2 protein-coding genes are annotated in these 553 nt (G+C 39.4%); both read left to right on the top strand.

Annotation, left to right across the window (positions count from 1 at the left end; translation table 11 throughout):
* Positions 1–31: 31 nt before the first annotated feature.
* Positions 32–319, top strand: a complete 288-nt coding sequence (locus tag HX124_RS18130) for a BrnT family toxin (RefSeq protein WP_286384411.1) — start codon at positions 32–34, stop codon at positions 317–319.
* Positions 306–553 (top strand): BrnA antitoxin family protein (locus tag HX124_RS18125; RefSeq protein ID WP_286418751.1); only part of this gene is annotated, 248 nt, incomplete at its 3' end. The genes HX124_RS18130 and HX124_RS18125, both read left to right, overlap by 14 nt.

The following is a 553-nucleotide window of genomic DNA, read 5'->3' as shown; positions in this document are numbered from 1 at the left end:
ATTATTGTATATACAAATTTGAATGTTTTTTATGGAACAGTATTTTGAATGGGATGAGGCTAAGAATCGAAAGAATCAGAAAAAGCATGATATCTCTTTCGAAACTGCAAGCCTTGTCTTTGATGATCCTCTAAGGATCTCAATTCAGGACAGACATACCGATGGCGAAGAACGTTGGCAGACCATTGGAAAAGTGAAAGGCGTACTAATGCTCTTAGTAGCTCATACCATCTTTGATGAAGATGACTGTGAAATCATAAGAATCATTAGTGCAAGACAGGTCACTAAAGCGGAGCGCAATCAATATGAGCACGGTTAGATACTCACGCAAAGAACTAAATGAAAAATTTAGTGAGAAGCAAGATGCTGAAATTCAACGCTTGCTTGCTAAAGGCACGGTTCCTGATGATCAGCTAGATCTATCAGATATGCCTGAAATTACAGACTGGAGCAATGCTGTACGCCATAATCAATTCTATCGCCCAGTGAAGCAACAGACTTCCATTCGTTTAGATGCTGATGTACTTGCATGGTTTAAAGCTCAAGGCAAAGG

This window comes from Acinetobacter sp. 226-1, assembly GCF_030329325.1.
In the GTDB taxonomy this organism is placed as follows: Bacteria; Pseudomonadota; Gammaproteobacteria; order Pseudomonadales; family Moraxellaceae; genus Acinetobacter; species Acinetobacter sichuanensis.
This window is presented reverse-complemented; position numbering and strand designations above follow the sequence as displayed.